Annotated in this window: 23 protein-coding genes; 10 read left to right on the forward strand and 13 right to left on the reverse strand. The window is 30.6% G+C overall.

The window, feature by feature from the left end; translation table 11 throughout:
* The first annotated feature begins 45 nt into the window (after positions 1-45).
* The 8 genes from CF386_RS10600 (at position 46) to CF386_RS10635 (ending at position 6,995) form a co-directional block, all read left to right on the forward strand.
* Positions 46-900 (forward strand): NAD(P)-dependent oxidoreductase, encoded by an 855-nt coding sequence (locus tag CF386_RS10600; protein ID WP_089074408.1) that lies wholly within the window; start codon positions 46-48, stop codon positions 898-900.
* Positions 901-1,190: 290 nt separating this feature from the next.
* Complete coding sequence (locus CF386_RS10605) at positions 1,191-1,439, forward strand: hypothetical protein (RefSeq protein ID WP_089074409.1); 249 nt, start codon at positions 1,191-1,193, stop codon at positions 1,437-1,439.
* A 15-nt stretch (positions 1,440-1,454) separates the two neighbouring features.
* Complete coding sequence (locus CF386_RS10610; RefSeq protein ID WP_089074410.1) at positions 1,455-1,682, forward strand: hypothetical protein; 228 nt, start codon at positions 1,455-1,457, stop codon at positions 1,680-1,682.
* A 101-nt stretch (positions 1,683-1,783) separates the two neighbouring features.
* On the forward strand, positions 1,784-2,041 hold the full coding sequence (locus CF386_RS10615; protein WP_089074411.1) for a hypothetical protein: 258 nt from the start codon (positions 1,784-1,786) through the stop codon (positions 2,039-2,041).
* A gap of 169 nt (positions 2,042-2,210) precedes the next feature.
* Complete coding sequence (locus CF386_RS12875) at positions 2,211-2,777, forward strand: hypothetical protein (protein ID WP_158522389.1); 567 nt, start codon at positions 2,211-2,213, stop codon at positions 2,775-2,777.
* A 96-nt stretch (positions 2,778-2,873) separates the two neighbouring features.
* A complete protein-coding gene (locus CF386_RS10625) occupies positions 2,874-4,355 on the forward strand; it encodes a carboxypeptidase M32 (RefSeq protein WP_089074412.1) in 1,482 nt (493 codons plus the stop codon).
* Between the two features lie 84 nt (positions 4,356-4,439).
* Complete coding sequence (locus tag CF386_RS10630) at positions 4,440-5,279, forward strand: DUF2797 domain-containing protein (RefSeq protein WP_225971798.1); 840 nt, start codon at positions 4,440-4,442, stop codon at positions 5,277-5,279.
* Between the two features lie 48 nt (positions 5,280-5,327).
* Positions 5,328-6,995: an ArnT family glycosyltransferase gene (locus tag CF386_RS10635; RefSeq protein WP_089074413.1), complete on the forward strand. Its 1,668-nt coding sequence runs from the start codon at positions 5,328-5,330 to the stop codon at positions 6,993-6,995.
* A 2-nt stretch (positions 6,996-6,997) separates the two neighbouring features.
* Here CF386_RS10635 and CF386_RS10640 read toward each other — a convergent pair whose 3' ends face one another.
* Positions 6,998-7,345, reverse strand: a complete 348-nt coding sequence (locus CF386_RS10640) for a SpoIIAA family protein (protein WP_089074414.1) — start codon at positions 7,343-7,345, stop codon at positions 6,998-7,000.
* Between the two features lie 81 nt (positions 7,346-7,426).
* On the reverse strand, positions 7,427-8,365 hold the full coding sequence (locus CF386_RS10645; protein ID WP_089074415.1) for a GlxA family transcriptional regulator: 939 nt from the start codon (positions 8,363-8,365) through the stop codon (positions 7,427-7,429).
* 119 nt (positions 8,366-8,484) lie between these two features.
* Between CF386_RS10645 and CF386_RS10650 the strand changes: the two genes are divergently transcribed.
* Complete coding sequence (locus tag CF386_RS10650; RefSeq protein WP_089074416.1) at positions 8,485-8,823, forward strand: hypothetical protein; 339 nt, start codon at positions 8,485-8,487, stop codon at positions 8,821-8,823.
* A 110-nt stretch (positions 8,824-8,933) separates the two neighbouring features.
* Here CF386_RS10650 and msrA read toward each other — a convergent pair whose 3' ends face one another.
* From msrA to CF386_RS10680, 6 genes are read right to left on the reverse strand one after another with little or no spacing between them, the layout of a single operon-like run.
* Positions 8,934-9,521, reverse strand: coding sequence for a peptide-methionine (S)-S-oxide reductase MsrA (gene msrA / locus CF386_RS10655; protein WP_089074417.1), 588 nt, complete (start codon positions 9,519-9,521; stop codon positions 8,934-8,936).
* A gap of 25 nt (positions 9,522-9,546) precedes the next feature.
* Entirely contained in the window at positions 9,547-10,074 is a 528-nt protein-coding gene (locus tag CF386_RS10660) for an SIMPL domain-containing protein (RefSeq protein ID WP_089074418.1), read from the reverse strand.
* A complete protein-coding gene (locus tag CF386_RS10665) occupies positions 10,068-10,268 on the reverse strand; it encodes an SIMPL domain-containing protein (protein WP_089074419.1) in 201 nt (66 codons plus the stop codon). Before CF386_RS10665 ends, CF386_RS10660 begins: the two co-directional genes overlap by 7 nt.
* A 27-nt stretch (positions 10,269-10,295) precedes the next feature.
* Positions 10,296-11,033: an SDR family oxidoreductase gene (locus CF386_RS10670; protein ID WP_089074420.1), complete on the reverse strand. Its 738-nt coding sequence runs from the start codon at positions 11,031-11,033 to the stop codon at positions 10,296-10,298.
* Positions 11,034-11,081: 48 nt separating this feature from the next.
* Positions 11,082-11,819 carry a dienelactone hydrolase family protein gene (locus CF386_RS10675; RefSeq protein WP_158522390.1) on the reverse strand — a complete coding sequence of 246 codons (738 nt, stop codon included), beginning with the start codon at positions 11,817-11,819 and terminating at the stop codon, positions 11,082-11,084.
* 11 nt (positions 11,820-11,830) lie between these two features.
* Positions 11,831-12,652, reverse strand: a complete 822-nt coding sequence (locus tag CF386_RS10680; RefSeq protein WP_158522391.1) for a sulfurtransferase — start codon at positions 12,650-12,652, stop codon at positions 11,831-11,833.
* A gap of 155 nt (positions 12,653-12,807) precedes the next feature.
* Between CF386_RS10680 and CF386_RS10685 the strand changes: the two genes are divergently transcribed.
* Positions 12,808-13,911: an anhydro-N-acetylmuramic acid kinase gene (locus tag CF386_RS10685; RefSeq protein WP_089074423.1), complete on the forward strand. Its 1,104-nt coding sequence runs from the start codon at positions 12,808-12,810 to the stop codon at positions 13,909-13,911.
* 4 nt (positions 13,912-13,915) lie between these two features.
* Here CF386_RS10685 and CF386_RS10690 read toward each other — a convergent pair whose 3' ends face one another.
* The 5 genes from CF386_RS10690 to CF386_RS10710 form a co-directional block, all read right to left on the reverse strand.
* Positions 13,916-14,128 (reverse strand): hypothetical protein, encoded by a 213-nt coding sequence (locus CF386_RS10690; protein WP_145955052.1) that lies wholly within the window; start codon positions 14,126-14,128, stop codon positions 13,916-13,918.
* Between the two features lie 143 nt (positions 14,129-14,271).
* Complete coding sequence (gene rbsK, locus CF386_RS10695) at positions 14,272-15,207, reverse strand: ribokinase (protein WP_089074425.1); 936 nt, start codon at positions 15,205-15,207, stop codon at positions 14,272-14,274.
* 15 nt (positions 15,208-15,222) lie between these two features.
* Positions 15,223-16,221, reverse strand: a complete 999-nt coding sequence (locus CF386_RS10700; RefSeq protein ID WP_089074426.1) for a GRP family sugar transporter — start codon at positions 16,219-16,221, stop codon at positions 15,223-15,225.
* 30 nt (positions 16,222-16,251) lie between these two features.
* Positions 16,252-17,487, reverse strand: a complete 1,236-nt coding sequence (locus tag CF386_RS10705) for a PfkB family carbohydrate kinase (protein ID WP_089074427.1) — start codon at positions 17,485-17,487, stop codon at positions 16,252-16,254.
* 84 nt (positions 17,488-17,571) lie between these two features.
* Complete coding sequence (locus tag CF386_RS10710) at positions 17,572-18,231, reverse strand: isochorismatase family protein (protein WP_089074428.1); 660 nt, start codon at positions 18,229-18,231, stop codon at positions 17,572-17,574.

Raw genomic sequence — 18,231 nt, forward strand, 5'->3', positions numbered from 1 at the left:
TGATATAAATTTTTTTTACACAGAGATTAAGACTTAGGAGTTTCAATGAATATCGGGTTTATTGGTCTGGGTACAATGGGATACCACTTAGCAGGATACCTTTCAAAAAGTACACATAACATAACAGTTTATAATAGAAATGAGAATAAAGCTCAAAAGTGGCTCAGTGAATACACAGGCTCTAAAGCTTTAACAATTTCTGACTTAGCAAAGGAATGTGAAGTCATATTTACTTGCGTAGGGAATGATAATGATTTAAACGAAGTAATTTTAGAAGTTTTAAAAACAGCAAGACCAAACACTATAATTGTTGATCATACCACCACATCTTTTCAAATGGCCAAGCATGCCAATAATTTATGCAATAAAAATAATTGTTCTTTTATTGATGCCCCTATATCAGGAGGTGAACAAGGTGCAATCAATGGGAATGTCACAATCATGGCTGGTGGAAAAGATAAAATTTTTGAACAAATAAAACCTTTACTATCTTTTTATTCCAATAGCATTGTGCTTATGGGAGACAATGGTTATGGTCAACTGACTAAAATGGTAAATCAAATATGTATTGCTGGTATCCTTCAGGGTTTATCTGAAGGACTTTCACTTGCAAAAAAAGCAAATCTAGACATAGATAAACTCGTGAATACGCTCAAAAATGGTGCGGCAGGTTCATGGCAATTAGAAAATAGAGCCAAAACCATGTCAAAAAATCAATTTGATTTCGGTTTCAAAATTGACTGGATGAGAAAAGATTTAGGTTTTTGTTTGGACTATGCAAAACAAAATAATCTAGAATTACCTCTGACCAAACAAGTCGATGAACATTACGAGCTATTACAAAACGAAGGCTTTAATCTCATGGATACATCTGTTCTAATTAAACAATTTGATAAATAAATACATGTCAAATACTTGGTCTTTATATGTAAAGATATAACATTTTAGTAAGATCAAGTATTGATAATTGTTGCATGCAAAGAGTCTAAAACTTAGGATTATCCTTTTTATACATAAAGTCTCTAAAATTTTTTCATTTCGCTGACCTTAAATTTACACTTCATTTACATAACTAACTCTTTTGATAAAAATATGTAAATAAATGTAAATCTAATTGATAAATTTTCTTTTCAAAATAGAATAAAACCATGTTTTAAATATCAATAAAAAATAAGTATAGGAAAGTACAAATGAAAAAATCTATTGTTTTGATAAGTTTACTGTCAGTATTTGCAGTTTCTTCTGTTGCAAATGCTGAAAAAATCAAGTTAGCCGGACCTAATGGCAAAATCGTAATAGGAAATCATGGCGTAAAAATTGTTGGAAATGATTATGATAGACATCACCATCACCATAGAGAACATGGAAAAACTGTAATAAAAAAAGAACATTGTAATCATCATAAATGTGTAACAAAAAAAGTTGTTAAAAAATATTAATTGAGGATAATAAAAATGAAAAAACTATTAATTTCTTTGGCTGTTATTTCAGCATCAATAATAAGTGCAAATGCTTCTGCAAAACATGTTACTGAGCATGTAAAATATAGATGGCACCATGGTGTTCACGAAAGAATTATCGTAAAAAATGTATGTAAGCATCACTATCATCAATGCAAGAAAGTAAAGCGAACTCAATACCTTAATCGTAATTGGCCAGATAAAGTTGTTGTCATTAAATAACTCTTAATCTGAAACCCTAAAAAAAGAGCTATGCCAGGCTCTTTTTAAACCCTAAATTATTTTATTATTCTAGACCGTTTTTGCTGTCTTAGGAGGTTCTTGTGTTTAAAAAAATTTCAAAAATTATAGTAATTAGCTCGATTTTTGCTGTCATTTCTTCTTCTGCAATGGCTGATAGTTTTAAATTTGTATTAAGAGATCATGGAAATAAAATTGCAATTGGTGGTGGTGGACATCATCACAGGCATCATCACAGACATCATCACGATCATTGGAGACATCACGGCAGAACAGTCGTAAAAAAACAACATTGTAACCACCACAGATGTGTAACTAAAAAAGTCATTAAAAGATACTAAATTAGGAATTAGACACAATGAAAAATAATTTAATTAAGGGAATCCTTATTTTCGTAGGTATATCTTTTTTGAGCGGTTGTGTGGTTGTGGATAAACGTAATTGTAAACATCATCGTTGTCACTATCCTCATGGAAAAATTGTTATTAAAAACTAAGTGTAGGAGGTATTATGAAAAAGTTATGTTTAAGTGCAGCCGCAGTTGTTGCTTTATCTATCACATTTATAGCGCCTTCTTATGCCGATGGATTTAGATTTGTCTTTCGAGACCATGGTAATAAAATAGCAATTGGTGCTGGTGGCTTTGGTAGGCACCACCACGATCATGGGAGACATCACAACGATCATTGGAGACACCATCATGATGATTGGAGATGGCACCACAGGCATCATTGGCATCATGGTGGACATGGTGGACATGGCGGACATGGTGGACATGGTGGACATGGTGGACATGGTGGACATGGTGGACATGGTGGACATGGTGGACATGGTGGACATGGTGGACATGGTGGACATAACGGTGGCGGACACAATGGCGGACACAATGGCGGACACAATGGCGGACACAATGGCGGACACAATGGCGGACACAATGGCGGACACAATGGCGGACACAATGGCGGACATAATGGTGGACACAATGGCGGACATAATGGTGGACACAATGGAGGACATAACGGTGGACACAACGGCGGCCATGACGGGAAAAAGCCAAAAAAAATAGTCCAAAATTAAAAATTTAAAAAAACCTCTTCTTAAATGAATGAGGTTTCATTTAAGTAATTTATAAATTATATTAATATATAATTTATAATTTTAAAAATTGAGAACATGAAAAATTACTTCAAATTAAAGTCTATCTATAAAAAAATCAGCAAATTTAAAAATATTGAGGCTATAATGCACTGGGATCAAGCAACAATGATGCCTTCCGGTAGCAGTGAAGCAAGAGCTGAGGATATGGCTGAATTATCACTTCATATTCATCAATTATCAAAAAATCCAATCATTCCTGAACTAATTGATCTAGCATATAATGAAATCAGCACTTCTGAAGAACAATCTTGTTTGAATGAAATTAAAAGATCGTGGAGTAATTCCAATATCTTAACAGATGATCTTGTTCAAGCTAAAGCTCTTGCTGGTGCAAAGTGTGAACATGCTTGGCGTACTCAACGAGAAGAAAATGACTGGATTAGCTTTAGTCAAAACTTTAAAACTGTTGTTGAACTATCTCAAGAAGAGGCACAAATTAGAGCTGAAGCACTGCAAACAACTCCATATAACGCTATGTTAAATCTCTATGAACCAGGCATGTCCACAAATGAACTTGATAATATTTTTAACAATATCAAATGTTGGCTTCCAAATCTTATTAATCAAGTACAACAAAAACAGCAAAACGAACCCTATATCAAGCCAGAAGGCACCTTTCCCATTAAACAACAAAAAGAAATGGGATTAAAAGTTATGAAAACACTTGGGTTTGATTTTAATTCAGGCCGACTCGATATTAGCCTTCACCCTTTTTGTGGTGGAACGTCTCAAGATATTAGAATTACAACAAGATATGATGAAAATGATTTTATTCAATCCTTAATGGGTATTATTCACGAAACTGGTCATGCAAGATATGAACAAGGACTACCACAAAAGTATCGAGGTCTTCCCGCTGGACAAGCAAGATCAATGGGCATTCATGAGTCTCAATCTTTATTTTTTGAGATGCAAATAGGTCGTAGTAGTGAATTTATCAGTTATTTAGCACCATTGGCACAAAATATTTTTAAGCAGAATAAACAAAAAATTTTTACTAAGGATAATCTAAAAAAAATCTATACGCGGGTCCAACCAGATTATATTCGTGTAGATGCTGATGAAGTCACATATCCTGCTCATATTATACTCAGATATGAAATTGAAAAAGATTTAATGAATAAGAAAGTTTCCTATAAAGATATACCAGAGATCTGGGATTTGAAAATGAAAAAATATCTTAATTTAAGTACCAAGGGAAACTACAAAAATGGTTGTATGCAAGATATACATTGGACGGATGGATCTTTTGGTTATTTTCCAAGTTACACTTTAGGAGCAATGTATGCAGCACAATTTATGGCTACTATAAAAAATCAAATCGATGTCAATGAATGTCTATCTCAAAAAAATTTAGCACCAATTTTTAAATGGCTTTCAAAAAATATATGGGAAAAAGGAAGTTTATTGGAGACAAATGATGTAATTATGCAAGCTACCAATGAATCTTTAAACCCTCAATATTTTAAAGAGCATCTAGAGAGCAGATATTTATGATATAATTATCGAATATTTATAGAGTATGTAAGAAAATTATAAACATAATGATATGATAAAATTCAAATGAATAATTATTAAGGTATAAACTTGGTCACCGGTAAAGTTAAAAAATTACAGTCTATTCTAAAAAACACTCAAATAAATTATTTTATGCCTTTAAATGACGAGTCTATAGATTTAAAACAATATTTTGATAAAAAAATTCGCCTGTCTTTTACTGGTAAGATATTTTGTGCTAAATGTAATCGACTCACTAAAAAAAGTTATTCTCAAGGTTTTTGTTTTCCTTGTATGAAAAAACTAGCTTGTTGTGACATATGTATAGTCAAACCTGAATTGTGTCATTATGATAAAGGTACCTGCAGAGAGCCTCATTGGGGTGAAAAAAACTGTATGACAAATCATATTGTTTATTTGTCTAACACTTCTGGATTAAAAGTTGGTATTACTAGAGGCACGCAGATACCCACACGTTGGGTTGACCAAGGCGCAATTCAAGCATTGCCTATCATTGAAGTAGCAAATAGACAGCTATCTGGCTTGATTGAAGTGGAAATTTCAAAGTTCATTTCTGATAAAACAAATTGGAGAGTGATGTTAAAAGAGGAGCCAGAAAAACTTAACTTAAAACAAATTTCAAAAGAAATTATTTTAAAAATCCAACCTAAACTTGATGAGTTAAGGCAAAGTTTTGGTGATAGTACAATTAAGATTTTAAGTGAAGAAATTGTAAACCTTGATTTTCCCGTAAACCAGCATCCAAAAAAAATTAACTCGCTTAACTTTGACAAAACACCTATAATTGAAGGGGTTTTAAAAGGAATTAAAGGTCAATATCTTATTTTTGATAATGGCGTATTGAATATTAGAAAATTTTCTTCATATGAAGTTAATTTTGAAGAATTAAAGCCAAGTGATTAATAACTTCCTTTCAAATAATCTCAATTAAATAGAGAAATATTTAAAACTATGAATAAAGACTTTAAAACTAATCAAATCTATTTGATTGCCTTTTTTGCCATAATTTTTTTTACCTTAATCGGAAATTTAACTCGAGGACTATGGAATCCAGATGAAGCTAGAGTAGCTGGTATCATCCAACATATGATTTCATCAAATAATTTCGTAGTCCCAATTTTAGGTACTGAACCTTTTATGGAAAAACCCCCTTTTTATGGGATTCTAGCAGCATTTTTTATGAAATATTTTAATTTTGGTGCTTTAGAAACATTACGTCTTTTTAACAGCTTTTTGATTTTGTTAACACTATACTTCTTGTTTAAATTAGCTGAAATCTTAATGGATTCAAAAAGAGCATTATTAACCATCATAATTATGGGTACATTTGAAGGATTTGTAATGCAATCCTCTTGGATTCGAGCTGATATAGGTCTTTCACTTTTTATTATGATTGCTTTTTGGGCTATAGCATACAGCTTCTTAAAGAAGAAACTGTATTATTTATTTATTGCAAGTATGGCGTCTAGTTTTGCATTTATGTGTAAGGGTCCTATAGCATTCGTTTTTATTTTTAGTTTTTGGTTAATTTTTTTAATCAACTATATTTTAAAAAATAAAGGACAAATATTAAAATTAATTTTTATACATATCTTTTCCATAATATTTATTCTTACTCCCATATTAATATGGATATTTTTACTACTAAAAGAACCTAATGGCCAGCATTTATTTAATATTTGGTTTTGGGAAAATCAAGTTGGGAGACTTTCAGGAAGCTCAACTTCATTGGGACATATCAATAAAAGTTATATTTATTATCTTGGCCCAATATTAGAGTATACTCTTCCATGGACACCATTATTTATAGTTGGATTAATTCAATCTTTTAAGAAATTTGATTGGTTAAAGTTTACAGTTTCACTTAGCTTTATTATAAGTATGATTATACTAAGTATTGCTTCAACAAAAAGAGGAATGTATTTACAACCACTTCTTCCATTAATGGCAATTATAACAGCTTTTTATCTATCTAAATTTTTAGAAACAAAGTGGTTGAAAGTTTATTCATATATTCTACTATTCATTTTTACAGTTGTTGTAATTATTTTAAATTTAGCACCCTTTTTTATTCATTTTTTGCAAGAAAAACTGCCTCATGATGTTTACAATGATTTGTCCACAATTAGTTTCAAACAACTGATACCTTTTGTTTCTCTTGCTGCTTTATTGGTTATTTTTTTAAAAAGAAAAAGTCTAAATGCTGTCCATTTAATTTTATATACAACACTATCCTTATATTTTTCAATGTACTTTTATGTATACCCAATTCTAGATAAATCCAGAAATCTTGAAGGAGTAGCAACAAAGGTTTATCAATTCATACCACCAAGCGATCATATTAATACCGTCGGTGTAAATTTGAAAGAAACCACAAGAGGACTATTCGATTTTTATTATAAATGGTCTATCAAAAATTATTCCTACAAAAAATTTTCAACCCTGGAACAACTAAATTTAAAAAAAGTTAAATATATCATTTTAAGAAGCGAAGATACTCAAAAAACTATTAAACTTAATAACCCGAGGAAAGAGTTCAAAGTTGTACAAAAAATTGACTTTCCATCTAATAAACCTGGTGAGCACGAAGGATGGGTTATTCTAAAAGGAAAAGAATGAAATTAATCTTGCATCAGCCAATCTGATGCATCCTTCTCATTATCATATGTTTTAATTTCTGAGGCTACTATCTGTTTGATGAGATCAACAAGAAAAATCATCCAAGATTTATTTGTGACGATAGCTAGCTTTGCAATTTTTTTTCTTTTTGTAACCCCTAATTTTAGATCGTCAAGAACTGCCCTTGGTTGCATTCCTGAAAATTCTAACGCATTAATCATCAACTTCATATTACCTAATTCTGATAATTTATTGATCTCAGGAATTAAAGTTTCAATGTAATCCTTATGAGTTAGCCTTCCATGAACGATTATTTTTGTGTAATAATCACGATGAACAATAGTAAACATAAGGCAATAAAATACTAAAAATATTAATATATGTTTAGTATATAATTATTAAGTTTTCAAGACTATTTTCAATAAGGTTAATCATAGAGTTTGAAGATAAAGCTTAGGAGTGATATTCATATTTCTTTTAAATGCGCGACTAAAAGAGATTGAGGAAGCAAAACCACATTTATAAGCAACTTGCTCAAGTGATAAATGTTTATTTTGGTTAAACAATTCCTTGCTTTTTTCTATTCTAATTATTTCTAAATATTTTTTTGGCGTTACGCCAAATTCTTTTTTAAATTGTCTGTTAAAATTTCTCAAACTCATATGACAAGTATCAGCCAAGTGCTCAACTGAATATGTTATATTAAGATTTTCATGGAAAAGCTTTAGCAATTTTTGAAATCTTGAATTTTTTAGATTAATGTAACTTAAACTTTTATTAGTTGAAGTATTTAATTCATCCGACAATATTATCAAGTGTTTCGCAGTTTTATCCGCTAAGATTTTCCCAAAATCATATTTTACAATGTAAATTGCCAAATCAATACCTGAAATACCCCCAGCTGAAGATAAAATATTGCCATCATGAATATATAACGATTTATCAGATATATTAATCTTAGGAAATTTTTTTTTAAATTGAGGCATACAGGTCCAATGTGTTGTCACAGTTTTATTTCGTAAAATGCCTGCATAAGCTAGTAAAAATATCCCACTACAAATTGCAACAATTCTTATATTTTTATTTAACGAACTTATCCTGTCAATTAAAGTTTTATCCTGCGAAGCTTTTTCATAACCCACTCCTCCCATAACTATAATGGTTTGATAAGAATTCAAGGAAACATTATTCTGCAAACTTAATGTGTATATTGAAAGACCATCTTCAGATACACACTTTCCCCCTTCAGATGAGTAAATACTTACCGAATACTTTGGACTATTTCTATTAACAGAATTAAAAACTTCTGTCATACAAGACAAATCTAATAAAGAAAATTTTGGATACACGACAATTGCAATTTTATGCATAAAAAACCTATCTTAGGACAAGAATCTTTTGAAACTGATCTAATATAAAATTAAAAATAAACATATTTTATAAATCACTTGCTATGTTAATACATATACTGAAAATTATGGAGTGTTATATGCAACAATTTAATATAGAACCTCATATAATTGATAAGTATATACGTTCATTAGCATACTATCATTATGATTTACTGAAATATTTAAAACAGTCTTCTCAAAGTGAATCTATTAGAGAATCATATTATCATGTGAAAATCATAATTGATTTGATGAACTTTACAGAATCAAGCATTAATTTTCTTGAAAAAATAAAATCCAAACCGGTAACTAGTGTGATTGGATTTAATTTCAAACTCTCAAATATAGTTTATCTTGTTGATGAAATTGAGAAACAAAAATCAAATTCTGCTTTTGCTATCATAGATATTAAAAGACATGAAAAAGTAATTCATTAAAAGAATTATTTGCATAAAAAGTATTTAAAATACCCTTGTACATTTGTTAAGAAGAAAAATCAAATATTCCAAGCCTATAACTGACAAAAAATCACATTTATAATATATATTTATTTTAAAGGACTGTTTCCCCAAATATCTTTAAGCTTATCATCTCGTCCGCATTTCCATCGATAAAACTGATATTTAACTGGATTTTTTTTATAATATTTCTGGTGATAACTTTCTGCTGGATAAAACGTTGTTGATTTCAAAATTTTAGTTTTAATAATTTGTGATTCATTCAATTTATCAGTCTCAGCTAATATTTTCTTAGCTAATTTATATTGTTGGTTATTTAAATAGAATATAGCGCTCGTATATTGTAACCCCTTATCACAGAATTGGCCTCTATCATCATAAGGATCTATCTGTCTGAAAAAAAAATTCAGTAACTTCTCGTACCCAACAATATTTGAATCATATTTTATTTTAACAACTTCTAAGTATTTTGTTTTTCCACTTGATACATCTTCATAAGTTGGATACTGTTTTATTCCGCCATCATAACCTACAGTTGAATTAATTATGCCCTTTTTAAAGTTTTGATCAAAATCTTTTTGGATACACCAAAAACATCCTCCAGCAAAAATTGCTGTTTCAATTTTTGCCTTTACCGCAAAACTAAATAATAAAACAATTAAGCTAAAATATCTCATAATAAAGTAATAAATTTTAAATTTATTACTTTATTATATTGTATATAACTGAAACAGAGTCCTTAAAGATTATATAATTTGGAATATAACTCAAATTAATGTCTCTATTAGACGCCCTTCCAGCGTATTGAACAAGGTTTAAATCAGAACTTGTTTTATAAAAATTATTAACATTATATTTTATAGATTTTATCGAACCAAGCTTATAACCAAAATCTGTTGAAATATTTGTTGCATTTGTAATTGCATTTTTGACTGCTAATTTTTGAACTTTTCTTTTATAAATTTCAGGTTTTAAAATGTCATAATCTAACCTATTTATTTGGATATCTTTTGAACTCACTAAAGAATCCATAACTTGATTGACAAGATTTAGATTATCTAGATTAATTTGATAACTTCTTTTGGCAACATATCCAGAAAATTTCTTTGTATTATCTTTTTGAAGATCATATTGAGGTAATAAAGAAAAACTTAATGGTTGAATCTGATTTTTATTAACTCCCAACTCTTTAAGTTTTTGCTGCATATCGATTACAATTTGATCTACCATTTTTTTGCATCATCTTTTATGTTTTGATTGGACTCTATCGAGATGAAGATTTTCGCAGTGTTGGGTTTAACTTTTAACTCTGCGGTCCCTGTAGTCTCTATCAAATTTGAAGACTGAGTTGCATTAGCCTTCATACATAATGAAGAGAATACTAGTAATACTATATATGCACTTCTCGTTATTTTGTTATACATTTTTACCTCTATTAAAATTATTAATAATCATCTTCCACCAGAAACGTCAATAAACGTTCCAGTAACATACGCTGACTTTTCGGATAGTAACCAACATATAGCCTCTGATACTTCGCGAACTGAGCCGCCTCTTTTCAATGGAATTGTTTGCTCCAACCGTTTTACTCGCTCAGGCTCTCCACTATCTGCATGCATATCTGTTTTAATTAAACCTGGTCTCACTGCATTTATTCTAATGCCCTGTTCAGCAAATTCTTTTGCTGTTCCAATTGTCATAGTATCGATAGCTCCTTTTGTGGATGCATAATCCACATATTCATTGGGAGAGCCCAGAACACTTGCACGAGAAGAAACATTAACAATAGAACCTCCAGCCCCACCTAAACTAGTTGACATTCTTCTACAAGCCTCCCTTATACAGAGAAAATTAGCAAAAACATTAATGTTATAAATATCTTTTAATCTGTCCAATGAAATATCTAATATTGAGGACTGTTTCTTTACTATACCAACATTGTTAACAACCCCAATTAAAGGTTGTTTGTATTTATCCAATTCATTAAATAATGCCATGATTTCATCTTCTTCAGAGAAATCAACTTTTATGGCAATAGCTGTGCCTTTTAATTGTTCAGCTTCATTCAAAACTTCTTTAGCTTTCTCTAAATTATGATTGTAAGTAAAAACAACTAACTTTCCTAATTTAACGAGATCTAAAACAGTTGATTTACCAATACCTCTTGATCCACCCGTAACTAAATACATTATCAAATCTCCATTAGTTTACCGAATTACAAATGACTCGAATTAAATTCAACCAAAACAATCGGTTAGAAATAAGTGAGTAGCATCCCATGAACGCTTGGATATTAAAGCATCATACACGGTTCCTGAATTCATATCGTTTGCATTTGGATTAGTAAAAGCGTGATAGCCATCTCCATAAGAAATAAATTGCCAATCACAATTTCTTAGAGATAATTCTTCCTGAATAAGAACTACCTGTTGCTGCGTACTTGTTCCTGACATGACACCAATCAAAGGATCTTTATAACCATGTAAAATTAATACTTTAGAATTAATCTCTGTATTTGTTTCATTGGGCTTTGAGTATAATCCATGAAATGACACTACTCCTTTGAGGTTTAATCCGGCTCTAGCCATATCTAAAACACATAATCCACCAAAACAAAATCCAAGTGCTACAACTTTATCTACATTTACTTGTTTAAGTTGGATTGCCTTTTCATAACCACCCTTTAATCTTTTTAGGAGTTCTTCTCTATTTTGGACTAAAGGTTTCATTAAAGATTCATTCTCTTCTGGATTTTTCCCAACCCTCCCATTTCCATAAACATCTAAAACAAAGCAGGTATAACCCTGTTGTGCTAATTTTACTGCATGTTTGCAACTAAGTTCACTTCTACCATCCCAGGCTGAAGCAATTAAAATAGTGTTCAGAGCCTCGGCTTCTTGAGGATGAGCAACATAGCCCTTATAATTTTTGTTATCAATTTTATAATCTAAGTCATAAGTTTCTATTTCTATCATAAATTTATCCTTTAATTTATTTGACTCCACTCTGACCATGAGCCGTCATATATTGAAAAGTTTTCAGCCCCTATACAATAACCACAGAAAGCTAAAATACATGCTGTAACCCCTGAGCCACAAGTATAAATGATATGTTCATTTAATTGCTCGGGTGTAATCACATTCATAAAATTTTTATAAATATTCTTATGAGATGGAAATTCATTGCTTTTCACTAGATTACGATAATATAAGTTTTTGGAATGAGGAATGTGGTCTACCCGATTATTGTTGCTCTGCGCATTAAATCTATCAGGGGAACGAGCATCAATGATTAAATCTTTATTCATTGAAGCTGACATTACATCATCATAATTAGCGAGAAGGTTTGATTGAAAACTTGCATTATATTGAGCCGGAACTATGTTTAAATGTGGTGGACTTTCTTCAATTGGATACCCTAATTCGATCCACCCTTTGAGACCCTCATCTAATATAGAGATCTTTTGATGACCCATGATCTTAAACATCCACCAAACTCTTGGGGCAGAAAAAAAATCACAATTATCATATATTATGATGTGTGTATTATTCGAAATACCCATTAAACCAACTTGCTCGGAAAAGTATTCCGGACTGGGAAGCATATTTGGTAATAGACTATTGTGCTCTTTAATTTTTTTATTAAAATCAAAATAAAGAGAAGTAGGTATTCTTTTCGAATTCCATTCAAAAAAACCATCCCTTTTATCATTTTTTAAAAAAAAAGAAGCATCTAAGATACATATATTTTCATTGTATAAATTATCTTTTAACCATTCACAGGAAACGAGAAAATTACTATTCATCATCAACATAATCTCAAAATATAAAGCTTGATTTTAAGAAATAAATAATATAAAAACAGTAACATAAAATGAAAAATTACTTTCCATTTTAATCTGGTTATAAAAAATATTGCCAATAAAATCGACTCTCAAAAACCGATAAGGATACTCATTAATTTATGAAAAAATCACAATACATAGGAATGATGTCAGGGACAAGCTTAGATGGCGTAGATATTTGTCATGCAGATTTTAGCCAACCTCAAAACCCCCTAATTCAACAAAAAGAGTATCCATTTCCTCAAGATTTAAAAAAAGAAATTCTTGATTTATGTCAAAATAACTCTACCACAATCGAAAAAGTAGGTTTAATCGACCATAAATTAGGACAATTATATGCAAATGTTGTTTTAAAGTTTACAAGTGAATTTAAGATTAATACAAAAGAGATTTTAGCTATTGGTTGTCATGGTCAAACTGTTTGGCATTCGCCAGAAGGTCCTTACCCTTTTTCAATTCAGTTAGGGGATTTGAACATTATTGCTGTAAAAACTGGCATCAAAACAATCGGGGATTTTCGAAGAAAAGATATAGCTTTAGGTGGTCAGGGTGCTCCTTTAGTTCCTGTTTTTCACAATCATTTTTTCAAATCTGAAACAGAAAATAGAATTATTTTAAATATTGGTGGTATTTCTAATATTACAAAATTATATATAAACGAGCCTATTACCGGGTATGATACTGGCCCTGGTAATATACTTTTAGATGCTTGGATTAGGAAAGTAAAAGGGTTAAATTACGATCAAAATGGACAATGGGCTAGTACCGGAACGGTCCATAAGAAATTATTAAAGATTTTACTTTCAGATCCATATTTTATTAAACCAGCACCCAAAAGTACTGGAAGAGAAAAATTTAATCTAAATTGGATAGAAAACATACTTAAAAATCAATTTGATCATATTCCTGAACAAGACGTAATGGCTACCTTAACGGAGTTAACTGCTCAATCTATAACAAATGAAATTAATAATATTAATAAGTGTAACACAGTTATTGTATGTGGTGGCGGTGCATTAAATAAAGACTTGCTTCATAGACTTAAAAGGAAACTGCACAAAATTAATATAGCTACTAGCTTAAAATATAATATTGATCCTCTATGTGTTGAATCCATAGCCTTTGCATGGCTTGCTAAAATAAGAAATGAGGAAATTTCTGGTAATATCCCCTCTGTGACCGGTGCTAGAGAGGATACTTTGTTAGGTACAATTGTAAAATAAGTGTTTAATGGGTTTCTTTTTTGACCCAATTTTTAGATTTATGGTAGCCCTTAGAAAAGGCATGACCCACTTGGTGTAAATCTTTTTTAGCAACATCTTCAGCTTTATGCCAATTTTTTTTTATTTTATGCCCTTCCTCATTCATTCCATCTGCATGACTGAGAGTTGGAATCATAAAACATAAAATATATATCGAACTAATTAATAACTTTTTCATTTTTATCTCAATTTCTAATAGTTTAATTATATGACCAATCATTTTTCATAAGGTTCAAAAAAATAAAAGACCAATGCAAAGGTCTTTTATTTTTAGAGCTATAATTTGCAATATAAAGATCTTATTTAATATATCACAAAATATTACACTAACACTTCATCACTTTTAAAAGAAGCCATTACAGTCCCTAGATCTGGAATAGAAGGCTGTGCTCCATTTTTTGTTACAGAAATGGCAGCTGCGATATTTGCAAACCTTATAGACTCTTTCATGGTCATATTTTGACTTAATGCCACTGTTAATGCACCATTAAAAGTATCCCCTGCAGCTACAGTATCAACCGTTTTAACTTTCATAGTAGGGACACAATATCGCTCATTTTTATCAGCAAAAAATGCTCCGTTTTCACCCAAAGTAATTATTACATTATCAACACCCTTTTCTAATAAAATATTAGCTGCTTCGTTTGCCGTTTCTTCATTGATGACTTTAATACCAGTTAATATTTCAGCTTCAGTCTCATTGGGTGTAATTAAATACAAACTATTTAAAATATCATCCGATAAAGTTTTGGCTGGTGCTGGATTCAAAATTATTTTAGTATTAGACTTATTTGCAATATCAATTGCTTTTTCAATACCATCCATAGGTGTTTCTAATTGCATTAAAAGCAAGTCAGAATTTTGAATAGCAACATGATTTTTTTCAACAATATCTTTTGTCAATAGTGCATTAGCATTCGCAGATATAGATATAATATTATTACCATTATCATCAACTAATATTAATGCTATGCCGGTATTCTGACCGTTACAGACTTCAATGTGCTTTGTATCCATACCATCTTCAATAAATTGATGAATAGCATCTCTTCCAAATGAGTCTGTTCCAACACAAGCTATAAATTTCACATTTCCTTTTAGCCTAGAGGCACTCACTGCTTGATTTGCACCCTTCCCTCCAAATGCTAATAAATGACTATGGCCCTCAATTGTTTCTCCAATTTTAGGAATATATTTAGATTGAATCGAATGATCCTGATTAACACTTCCTAAGACTACAATGTTTTTATTTTTCATATTAAAAATCTCTTCCTATTTAGATGCCAAAATCATAAAAGTTATACCTACAATAAAAGTGATAAATACAAATAAAATTAATTTACCCGTTCCTTTGGGTGCTCCTTTAAATTCTTTCCAAACAAATACACCCCAAATTAATGCAACCATAGCGGCACATTGACCAAGAGCATAACTTACTGCATAACCAGCTTTATTTCCACATAAATAAACCAGAGCAGTCGCTAAGCACCAAATAGCACCACCAATGATACCCACAATATGCTCTTTAAAGCTACCCTTAAAATAAGCTTTTCCATTAATAGGTTTGCCTGAAATCGGTTTCTTCATTACAAAAACATTTAAGATAAAATTAGATAGAAAAACTCCAATTGCAAAAATAAATATAGCTGTATATGGCGTTAACATTCCAACAGAAATTTGTTCAAGGTTAGGTGAAATGGATTTCACAATAAAGGATGCAAACCACCCCATCGTTAAACCTGCTGCAATCGCAGTGATTAACCCCTTTTTCTTATTTAAAACATCTTGCTTCATTCTAGAAGATGCAACTCCACTTAAAATTATAGCAAGCGTAATGCAAAATAAACCAAGTAAAGTTAATGCTAAATTACCTGAAGGTGAAGAAATATAACTTGTAATTGTACCTAAAACTAAAGCTAGACCTACCCCAATAGGAAATGCAACTGCCATACCAGCCAAATCAATTGCAGCTACTAAAAGCAAATTACCTATATTAAATACAACACCAGCTATGAAAGCGTCTAAAATGAACGAAGTTTCTGCCTGTGTTAGATTTGTAAAAAATGACTGTCCCTGATCACCTGTAGACCCTAATGTTAAGCCTAAAGCTAAAGAAAATAATACAAGACCTATGGAATAGTCCCAATAAAATAATTGGAAAGGCCACCTCTTATTATCAACTAATTTAGTAGTATTTGCCCAAGATCCCCAGCCTATCATAGCCAGGAAGGTAAACATTATTGCCATCATGTGTGTTTGAACGATAAACATATTTTTCCCCATATTTAAGTTATTTTTTAATTAATTTGTTTTTTCTAATAAACGAGAAATAGCTAATTCTCTTTTTGGCATATTAGATGCTCCTTTTCTTTCAATTTTTAAAGAAGCATATGAATTTGCAAATTTAATCGATTCTTTTATTGTTTTTCCTCGAGACAATTCCCCAACAAAAGCGCCAGCAAAGGCATCTCCTGCACCACAAGTATCTACAACATACGATTTATATGTAGGGAAAATCCAGAATTTTTCACCATTAAAATAGACACAACCATCCTTTGACATCTTGATTATTACATGTTTTGGTCCCATCCCATGAATTTTATAAGCCGCTTCTTTAGCACTTTCGTAATTAAGTATTTCTATATTAGATAACTTTGAAGCTTCAACTTGATTAGGTAAAATAATGTCAACTTGCTGAAGTAATGGAATGCAATTTAAGTTTAGTGGTGATGGATCTAATACAACTAAAATATTCTGATTATGAGCTCTTTGAATAAGATGTTTTGTTACATCAAAATTATTTTCAAGTTGCGTTAATAATATATCACTTTGATCCAAGTGACATAGATCTTGTTCAATTTCATTTAATGTTATGTGAAGATTGGCTCCCAAATTAGCATAAACTTTGTTATTTCCTGCTTTTTTTGCGCTGACTATAACCGCTTGACCAGTTGAATATTCATTATCCATCAATACAGTTCTCGACATTAATGGGATATTTTTAATAAATTCTTGAGCCTTAAAACTCAAAGCATCACTACCTATTTTTACAGTTAAGTGAACTTTATCTGATATACAAGATGCTGCTGTTGCTTGATTTGTACCCTTGCCACCTGAATAATAATTAATACTTTCCGCTGCAAGTGTCTCACCAATACTTGCAAAATCATCCACTTCAACACAAATATCAATATTAAATGAACCTAGAATAAATATCTTTTTGTAATCATCTGTATTTGACTGGGAGCTGTTTAAGATTTGTGATTTTGTATCATTTTGAGTTGATAAGTAGTTATTATTAATTTTTAAATTAAAGTTTTTATTATATACAGAGGTATATAAACTTCCATAATTAATTTTTTTCTTTTTAGCACCGCCACGAAAGATTTCACAACCAATTTTTGTCTGAAGTTCTTTTAAATCATTTCTTATTGTTCTGATTGTAACGTTAAACTGTTGAGATAAATCAAACAACGAAACTTGGCCCTTAATCCTAATTTGATCGCTGATAATTTTAATTCTTTCATGTTTTTTCATAATAACTCCTTCAGTGAGAGATATTATCCAAAAAAATAAAAAAAAATATGAAAGAATTCAAAAATAACAACTAAATAGGAAAATTTATTTCAATTCATGATCTTTATCACGAAGTTCAGTTATAAAATTTTCAATTTCCATTCTGTTATAAAAAATTTTAACTCCTAATTTATTAAGTTGCTCAATAATATTTTTTTCAGAGTTTAAATCAACTAATTTTGTTGCGTTAAAATTTAAAATGACCTTAACTTGGTTTTTTATTAACTGATTTATAGTTGAAAAAACACAGTAATCTAAAGCCAATCCACCACATAACACCCATTTAATATTATGGTATCTTAGAAATTCAATTAACCCAGTAGATTGTGTTTCTTGTAAGTCATGATATAAAGCGCCATATGGATGTGCATCAATTTCAATTCCTTTGTATACCTGGAAGTCATAATGGAAAGGTTCAATTAAACCATCAATTAACTCAAAACCCTTTGTTCCTATAACACAATGACTTGGCCATTTTATATCAAGGTTTGCACCTTCTATTTTCTTAAAGAATTCAGTTTCATTTTTTGCTATCCACTTTGCATTTGTGGGATGTGCATCTCTAGTTAAAATATGGATATCTGTCATTGAATGATTAAATAATAATTCGTCAGCTATTTTGTGACCATCAACTACTGGCAATTCATCAGGACATAAAGGCGTAAACCCTTTTTGTGGATCGATATCCAACGAAGCAATTTTCAT

Origin of the sequence: Paraphotobacterium marinum (assembly GCF_002216855.1) — a bacterium.
Lineage (GTDB): Bacteria > Pseudomonadota > Gammaproteobacteria > Enterobacterales > Vibrionaceae > Paraphotobacterium > Paraphotobacterium marinum.

What these genes read in the sequence shown, in the direction of transcription:
- CF386_RS10600 (WP_089074408.1), top strand. Translation starts at nt 46, where the DNA reads ATGAATATCGGGTTTATTGGTCTGGGTACAATGGGATACCACTTAGCA.
- CF386_RS10605 (WP_089074409.1), top strand. Translation starts at nt 1,191, where the DNA reads ATGAAAAAATCTATTGTTTTGATAAGTTTACTGTCAGTATTTGCAGTT.
- CF386_RS10610 (WP_089074410.1), top strand. Translation starts at nt 1,455, where the DNA reads ATGAAAAAACTATTAATTTCTTTGGCTGTTATTTCAGCATCAATAATA.
- CF386_RS12875 (WP_158522389.1), top strand. Translation starts at nt 2,211, where the DNA reads ATGAAAAAGTTATGTTTAAGTGCAGCCGCAGTTGTTGCTTTATCTATC.
- CF386_RS10625 (WP_089074412.1), top strand. Translation starts at nt 2,874, where the DNA reads ATGAAAAATTACTTCAAATTAAAGTCTATCTATAAAAAAATCAGCAAA.
- CF386_RS10635 (WP_089074413.1), top strand. Translation starts at nt 5,328, where the DNA reads ATGAATAAAGACTTTAAAACTAATCAAATCTATTTGATTGCCTTTTTT.
- CF386_RS10640 (WP_089074414.1), bottom strand. Translation starts at nt 7,345, where the DNA reads ATGTTTACTATTGTTCATCGTGATTATTACACAAAAATAATCGTTCAT.
- CF386_RS10645 (WP_089074415.1), bottom strand. Translation starts at nt 8,365, where the DNA reads ATGCATAAAATTGCAATTGTCGTGTATCCAAAATTTTCTTTATTAGAT.
- CF386_RS10650 (WP_089074416.1), top strand. Translation starts at nt 8,485, where the DNA reads ATGCAACAATTTAATATAGAACCTCATATAATTGATAAGTATATACGT.
- msrA (WP_089074417.1), bottom strand. Translation starts at nt 9,521, where the DNA reads ATGAGATATTTTAGCTTAATTGTTTTATTATTTAGTTTTGCGGTAAAG.
- CF386_RS10660 (WP_089074418.1), bottom strand. Translation starts at nt 10,074, where the DNA reads ATGGTAGATCAAATTGTAATCGATATGCAGCAAAAACTTAAAGAGTTG.
- CF386_RS10665 (WP_089074419.1), bottom strand. Translation starts at nt 10,268, where the DNA reads ATGTATAACAAAATAACGAGAAGTGCATATATAGTATTACTAGTATTC.
- CF386_RS10670 (WP_089074420.1), bottom strand. Translation starts at nt 11,033, where the DNA reads ATGTATTTAGTTACGGGTGGATCAAGAGGTATTGGTAAATCAACTGTT.
- CF386_RS10675 (WP_158522390.1), bottom strand. Translation starts at nt 11,819, where the DNA reads ATGATAGAAATAGAAACTTATGACTTAGATTATAAAATTGATAACAAA.
- CF386_RS10680 (WP_158522391.1), bottom strand. Translation starts at nt 12,652, where the DNA reads ATGATGAATAGTAATTTTCTCGTTTCCTGTGAATGGTTAAAAGATAAT.
- CF386_RS10685 (WP_089074423.1), top strand. Translation starts at nt 12,808, where the DNA reads ATGAAAAAATCACAATACATAGGAATGATGTCAGGGACAAGCTTAGAT.
- CF386_RS10690 (WP_145955052.1), bottom strand. Translation starts at nt 14,128, where the DNA reads ATGAAAAAGTTATTAATTAGTTCGATATATATTTTATGTTTTATGATT.
- rbsK (WP_089074425.1), bottom strand. Translation starts at nt 15,207, where the DNA reads ATGAAAAATAAAAACATTGTAGTCTTAGGAAGTGTTAATCAGGATCAT.
- CF386_RS10700 (WP_089074426.1), bottom strand. Translation starts at nt 16,221, where the DNA reads ATGTTTATCGTTCAAACACACATGATGGCAATAATGTTTACCTTCCTG.
- CF386_RS10705 (WP_089074427.1), bottom strand. Translation starts at nt 17,487, where the DNA reads ATGAAAAAACATGAAAGAATTAAAATTATCAGCGATCAAATTAGGATT.
- CF386_RS10710 (WP_089074428.1), bottom strand. Translation starts at nt 18,231, where the DNA reads ATGAAAATTGCTTCGTTGGATATCGATCCACAAAAAGGGTTTACGCCT.